Here is a 5,998-nt window from a genome sequence, read left to right on the forward strand (position 1 = left end):
GCCAAGTAAACACAAGGATTCCCCCTTGTCCTCGCTACCGATAATAGGACGTTATGTTAATTAGAATTGTATAGATTATACATCATAGATATTTGTATCTTAAATTATATATTGTTATTATATACTGGTTAATTTAGGAAAATACAGGAGGGAAAACATGGATTTAATTAAAGAAATGACTTTATTAAAATATCAATTTAGACTTATGCAAAGTATGATTCAATCAGATGAGTTCCCATTTTATAACTTTGTTATAGATTGGGAACTTGAAGAAGAACAAGTAAAGGTTTTAACAAAAATTTTAATTGTATTTCATGATCGATTAACTAAAGAAGAAGTTTCGATTTTTGGACAAAATGATCATTTGTTTTCTAAATTTAAACTTCCTTTAGATATGCTATACAGCTCCCAAAAACCTAATTTAGATGAGTTTAAACTATATATCACTAAGATTTTTTATCAAGAATTTGAATTGAAATACTTATTATTAAATTTAAAAAAACAATGTATTTTTGTGAATGTCTGTGATCATCTCTTAGAGCAATTACAAATTAGTAATAACATTTAATTCTGTAAATAGAAGAGCCCTTCAATTAAGTAATCTGAAGGGCTCTTGGTAATTTCCTAAATACATTGACTTCCGCTAACGAAAATTATGTGAATAAGCTGTCCATATGGACAGCTTATTTTTTTATTTAGCATGATTTTGTTCTTGTCTTTTGGTCTGAAATTTGCTTTTTGGCTAGAGTGCTGGCTCGTCGTGTGGGGGCGAAACCCCACCTATTACGTATCTATTTTTCGAATAAGAACTATTTTGGAACGAATGATCTAAGCGGTTCGGCTCGTATACTTGCTAGTCCAAGTTGAGAACCATTGCTTTGCTTTTTGTCTGTCGGCTTGGCGATAAAAGCACACGAGCCGAAAAAAGTTTTGCAAGGACAATATCAAAAAGAAAAGGCGTTAGCCTTTAGGTGAGGATCAACGAACCGACTTTTTAATTTTGAGGGTGGAGATTTTTGAGTGGGTTTCTCAAAAATACGACCCGTTCCTTGCGGAACTTTTAGCTTTATATATAAGAGTGAGAAGAACAAAGTGAAAAAAGTCAGTAATATCAAGGGTTTATAAGGGATAGGGTGTGGGAAAATTCCCACACATGTGTTGCTAAATTCCCACACCTAAAAAATGGAAAAATAATAAAAAAAAAAGATGTCAATAACAAATGACATCTAAAATAAATAAATCGGTAAGTTATGTTTTTTCTTATCTCCAGCTATTTTAAAATTTCTAAGAGACTTCTTAAAAATCTTCATAGTAGCCTTATCTACCCCATCTTTAGGAGAACAACATAAAACATTAGGATTCACAAACCAAGTACGAGAACTACAAATGCGACCATCTTCAGTTGTCATTCCAACTTCTGCAACTGCTAAAACACCTTTTTCCAATAAACCATTCATTAAATGAGAAAGATTACTTCTATCTTTTCCTAACTTCCTTGCTAAATAACTTGGCGTAGCTGCATCTGCATCTACTTCCTCAGAATCTTCATTTGAGCATTCAATTAAAATATTAGTTTTAAACTCTATATACGGTGTTAAATCGATTAGAAAAGCTTTTTCAGCATTTGTCAGATACCCCGTTTTACATAAATAATTAATATTATCAGTAATTATCTGCACAAATCTCACCCGATCCGTAGGTTTTTTCTTTTTACCAATGAAGTATTCTTCTCCACCAGACATTTTGCTTAATACTTGTAACATCATGGCTCTTTCTTCTTCAGAAAGTCCACCACTATTTTCAAGTTTTTCATAAATGCTATTAATCTTGCTATCTCTTTCTTTTGCTTTTTTTTCAGCTTGTCCAAAATCAATAATTTTTTTGGTCATATCTAAGTTAATTCCTCCTTAATTGAGGGAATCAACAAAAATACCTATTTTTTGCTATTTGATTATAAATCAAATTATGATAATCTATAATCAGATAAGTGAATTTTAGGTATTTTCGTAGAATACCCTATGAAAAGAGTCATGTTCCCGCATGGCTCTTTTTTTCATTCTATCATGTTTTTAACAACCTTAAAGATAAAAACGAAGTTTCCCTATTTTTTTTTACCGTTTCATGTCAAATCCTCGTTGTTTATTTATTTCCCTCTTATGTTCACGTTCAAATTGATTATCTACTCCCTTGCTATCCAATTCATTTTTAATAATCCCTCTAAACACCTTAAATTGCTCTTTAAGAACTTTTTTCGTTTGTGCATATAAAACTCTTATATTCGTCTGTAAACCCTTTATATGAGCTCTTAATGAGCTAATTTCTCTATTTAATACACCAACTTCTTTTTGCAACTGACTTTTTTCTTGTTTCAATGTTCGATTTTCTTTCATCCACGCCTCTGCATGCACTTTTAAACTTTCATTCTCTTTCACAAAATCTGTTTCTCTCAAACGCTCATAATCTTTTTTAATAGTAACGGCTGCATTCACTTGTTTTATTACTTCTTGATATTGTTCTGGTGATAACACATAATTCCTTGTCTGTTTCTTTGTGACTTCAGCTTTTCCAAACATTTTATATTGTACTTCTGTTATTACTTCTCTATGCAAAAATGGAATTTTAACAGGTTCATTTGGTACTTGATCCTTAGCACTATCTAATTCTTTTTGCATTTGTTCTACTCTTTTTTCTAACTCTACATGACGCTTGCTAATTAACTGCAGCTTTTCACTTTCACTCTCTACTTGTTGTTTCACTATCTCTAATTCTTTGTACTTATCAACGACATCACTTTCCAAACTCTTTTTCGCTACTTGTAATTCATTTGTTTTCTCTTCAACATTTTTTAAATGATGATCAATCGTTTGTAACTGCGTTTCTTTTTCTTGTACTTGATTCTCAACAAGTGATTTTGTTTCTGCATATTCCTTGTATTGACGGACTTTCATGTATTTATGTGAACCTACATTGGCACGTTCAAAATTCGGAATGTATTCTTTCGCTAATTGTTCAATATAAGCCGTTTCTAATTCTCTCCAATGCGCAATTAACTTTCTCCCTGTTCCTTGTACACCTTGTTGTTGCAAAGCTCTATCCATTCCGACACGCCTCGTTAACCCTCGACTACTTTCGAAATTCGGTACATAGTTAATATGTAAATGGGGATTCGCTTCATCATCATGTAAAACCATGTTATAGACTGCTAGATTTGGATTCCGCTCTTGAAACGCCTCAGCATAGCGCTTCAGTGCTTCCTTTTTGGCTTCCCTATATTTCGAGTCGTCTTTACCTTCCCCAATCGCCACGACTAATTCTCGTTGCTCATGTGTCTTATCATCTTTACGAATTTTTTCATAATAATCATCAATCTTACGGTCATTTCGTTTTTGTTTCTCGTTATACTTGTCTACTCCTTCCTGAAAGACATCCTTGTATACACTTCGGATGTCCTTTTGAACAAAGTAGATATTCTCTTCTAACCTGGATGGATCTATACCAAGATTCCCATGAATATTTTCCCTGTTATTATGGCTTAATGAACTTTGGTGAGATTGATTAAATGAGATAGAGAACAACATAAAGCGCCACCACTTCCCCTAGATTAATTGATACAATAAGTCTAGCAAGGCGACGAAATTGTGTCAATTAACGTAACCCTATACGTATTTTGACGCTATCGCATCAAAATCGATAGGGGTCTGCGACGCTTTTCGGCATTGCCGAGCCACGTTTAAACGTCGCAAAACCAAACCTTGGGCTTTGCCCAAACCCACTGGGGAAATCTTCCCCAGACCCCATCTAATAAACTCCCCCAACCCCCTCATTTTTTGAGGGGGCTCCCTCGCCGGTAGGCAGGGTCAAAAGGTACCTTTTGACAACCACAAGAGGGTCTGGGCGTAGTGGGTCTGTCAACTCCTTAATGCTCCTTCACTTCACTATCGTTTCGTTTTGTCCGCTTACCGTTGACAGACACGAGAAAATATTTTTTCATTAATATAAATAAATATTCATGCTACTATATTCTTAATAATTACATAAGGAGTTTCAATTAAATGAACACGAAAAAAATAGTGTTAGGAATATTGTTTATATTTGTAATTATGTGTATCTATTTTTTTTTTATAGAACCTGAAGAAAAAATAAAACTAACTTCTGATACAATTTCAAAGATAAAATATCTAGAAACAGATTCAGTTGCTGAAGGTATTATTAAAGATTATGGTCAAGATGCAAAAGATGTATTTCAAAAACTAACTAGTTCAAAAAAAGTTGTATCAAAAACAGATTTTTGGAAGAAAAAGCTTTTCAAAAACTCTTCTAATATTTCTCAGCGTACTATTGCGTTTTCGCTAGATAATGGAGAAAAGATTATATTTGAAATGTTGGCTTTTGATATAGAAGGACATAATAACGAATCGTATATTCGACGTACAGGAGATTCTACTATTTATCATTTAAATGCAGAGCATACTGAAAAGATACTGATCCAATTTACTAATCGTTAATATTGATAATTACTTTAGAACTAAGATCATATTGCTAAACACATCTATTAACATTATCTTGAAAAGCACTTGTGAAATTATCAAAAGTGCTTTTTATTTTTCATTAAAATGAAAGTAAACTTTTAAATATTTATTTACTTTCAGTGATAGAAGTAGAACCACATGCCCATCAACCCAATATTTTGGAGTACCTCAAAAAAAATTCACCTCAGATACAACAAAAGAGCCTTACCTCTGTAGGCAAGACTCCACTAGTGTAGTTATCTAGTATTTACATAGCAAATAAGAAACATAAAACATATAATACCAAGTAGCAGAACCCTAACATTCCGCCTATAGCTAGTACCTGTTTAACCCAGCTCTTGAATTTCAGATTACTGTCAATAATCGCTTGCACTCTTTCCATATCCGTTTCCTCCTATTAAGGAGAACCCTTAAAGACTCTCACCTCGCTATGATACCATTAAGGAATGACTAATAGAGGTCTAATTTTTGTCTAAACGTATAAATATGTAATATTGCATATAGAAATGTATTGTTATTAATGTAAGCGCTTACTATAATAAAAGCATAAAGATAAATCACATCTTAGCATCAACAAAAGAGGAGGAAATAATATGGCAATCGCAATGGCAGTTTTAAAATTCGTAGGTGGAGCAATTCCATTAGTTCAAGAACTTTTAAAAGCATTTATGTAAGTTCATTATTTAGCAATTATTTATAAAAATTATCATACAAATGATCTGTATATCAAAAGTGAATTGATTTGCAGATCATTTGTGTGAGCAAAATCCCTTTAGCATTATTAAGGGATTTTTTTGTTATTACTGAAAGTAAACTTTTGAATATTAGTTTACATTCATCTCCTTGATTTTATTGGTTTTATTGCGTTTTACTCGTTTCCTCCAAAAACACTAACAAAAGTATACATTCAAAACGTAACAAATAAAGAGGTTAGAGCATCATGGACAAAAAAGAAAAAGCTAAATCCACACTAGTTTTTTACATAAGTATGATTATCGATAGTAAGTAAACAAATGAATGGATACTGTACCCGTCCTATAACATTCCCTAATGTATGAATAACAAAATAACATTTTCTTATACTAAGGTCGAAGAACGATTTAAGGAGGAATAACGAATGACTGAGCAAAATCGAAATCAATCTGCCATTGACCAAGGACGTAACAAAACAAAACGTGGAATTGAAGTAGCAGGCGATGCAGTACAAAATGCAATTGATGTTGTTGAAGATGCTGGAAAAGCAGCGGTTGACCGTATTTCCGATACAGTTAAAGATGTTACAGCAAGATGATTTATTTGAATCTCTGTTTTAATAGTTGATCAAAGAAAACAAGGAACAAGACCATTTTTTGGCGGTCTTGTTCTAATTCCGTTACAATTCGTCCGATTCAACATGGGATATTACTTAATTAACATAACCTATCATTATCGGTAGCAAGGACAAGGTGGAATCCTTGTATTTACTTGGT

At 32.7% G+C, this 5,998-nt stretch carries 5 protein-coding genes; 3 read left to right on the forward strand and 2 right to left on the reverse strand.

The genetic code is table 11. The annotated features are described in order from the left end of the window. Positions 1-157: 157 nt before the first annotated feature. Positions 158-568: a DUF1878 family protein gene (locus J4P91_RS27955; RefSeq protein ID WP_207996688.1), complete on the forward strand. Its 411-nt coding sequence runs from the start codon at positions 158-160 to the stop codon at positions 566-568. 658 nt (positions 569-1,226) lie between these two features. Here J4P91_RS27955 and J4P91_RS27960 read toward each other — a convergent pair. Both J4P91_RS27960 and J4P91_RS27965 read right to left on the reverse strand, forming a co-directional pair. After that, on the reverse strand, positions 1,227-1,889 hold the full coding sequence (locus J4P91_RS27960; protein ID WP_207996689.1) for a MarR family transcriptional regulator: 663 nt from the start codon (positions 1,887-1,889) through the stop codon (positions 1,227-1,229). A 222-nt stretch (positions 1,890-2,111) separates the two neighbouring features. Next, entirely contained in the window at positions 2,112-3,578 is a 1,467-nt protein-coding gene (locus tag J4P91_RS27965) for a plasmid recombination protein (RefSeq protein ID WP_207996690.1), read from the reverse strand. Between the two features lie 474 nt (positions 3,579-4,052). Here J4P91_RS27965 and J4P91_RS27970 point away from each other — a divergent pair, with 474 nt between their 5' ends. After that, positions 4,053-4,505, forward strand: a complete 453-nt coding sequence (locus J4P91_RS27970) for a hypothetical protein (RefSeq protein ID WP_207996691.1) — start codon at positions 4,053-4,055, stop codon at positions 4,503-4,505. Between the two features lie 1,141 nt (positions 4,506-5,646). Then, the gene (locus J4P91_RS27975) at positions 5,647-5,820 is read left to right on the forward strand and encodes a hypothetical protein (RefSeq protein WP_207996692.1); all 174 of its coding nucleotides are present in this window, start codon (positions 5,647-5,649) and stop codon (positions 5,818-5,820) included. Positions 5,821-5,998 lie beyond the last annotated feature (178 nt).

Source organism: Bacillus sp. XF8 (assembly GCF_017498755.1).
Classification (GTDB): Bacteria; Bacillota; Bacilli; order Bacillales; family Bacillaceae_G; genus Bacillus_A; species Bacillus_A bingmayongensis.

Bases quoted from the DNA above. Each gene is read 5' to 3' on its own strand.
- J4P91_RS27970 (WP_207996691.1), top strand. From the start codon at position 4,053: ATGAACACGAAAAAAATAGTGTTAGGAATATTGTTTATATTTGTAATT.
- J4P91_RS27975 (WP_207996692.1), top strand. From the start codon at position 5,647: ATGACTGAGCAAAATCGAAATCAATCTGCCATTGACCAAGGACGTAAC.
- J4P91_RS27960 (WP_207996689.1), bottom strand. From the start codon at position 1,889: ATGACCAAAAAAATTATTGATTTTGGACAAGCTGAAAAAAAAGCAAAA.
- J4P91_RS27955 (WP_207996688.1), top strand. From the start codon at position 158: ATGGATTTAATTAAAGAAATGACTTTATTAAAATATCAATTTAGACTT.
- J4P91_RS27965 (WP_207996690.1), bottom strand. From the start codon at position 3,578: ATGTTGTTCTCTATCTCATTTAATCAATCTCACCAAAGTTCATTAAGC.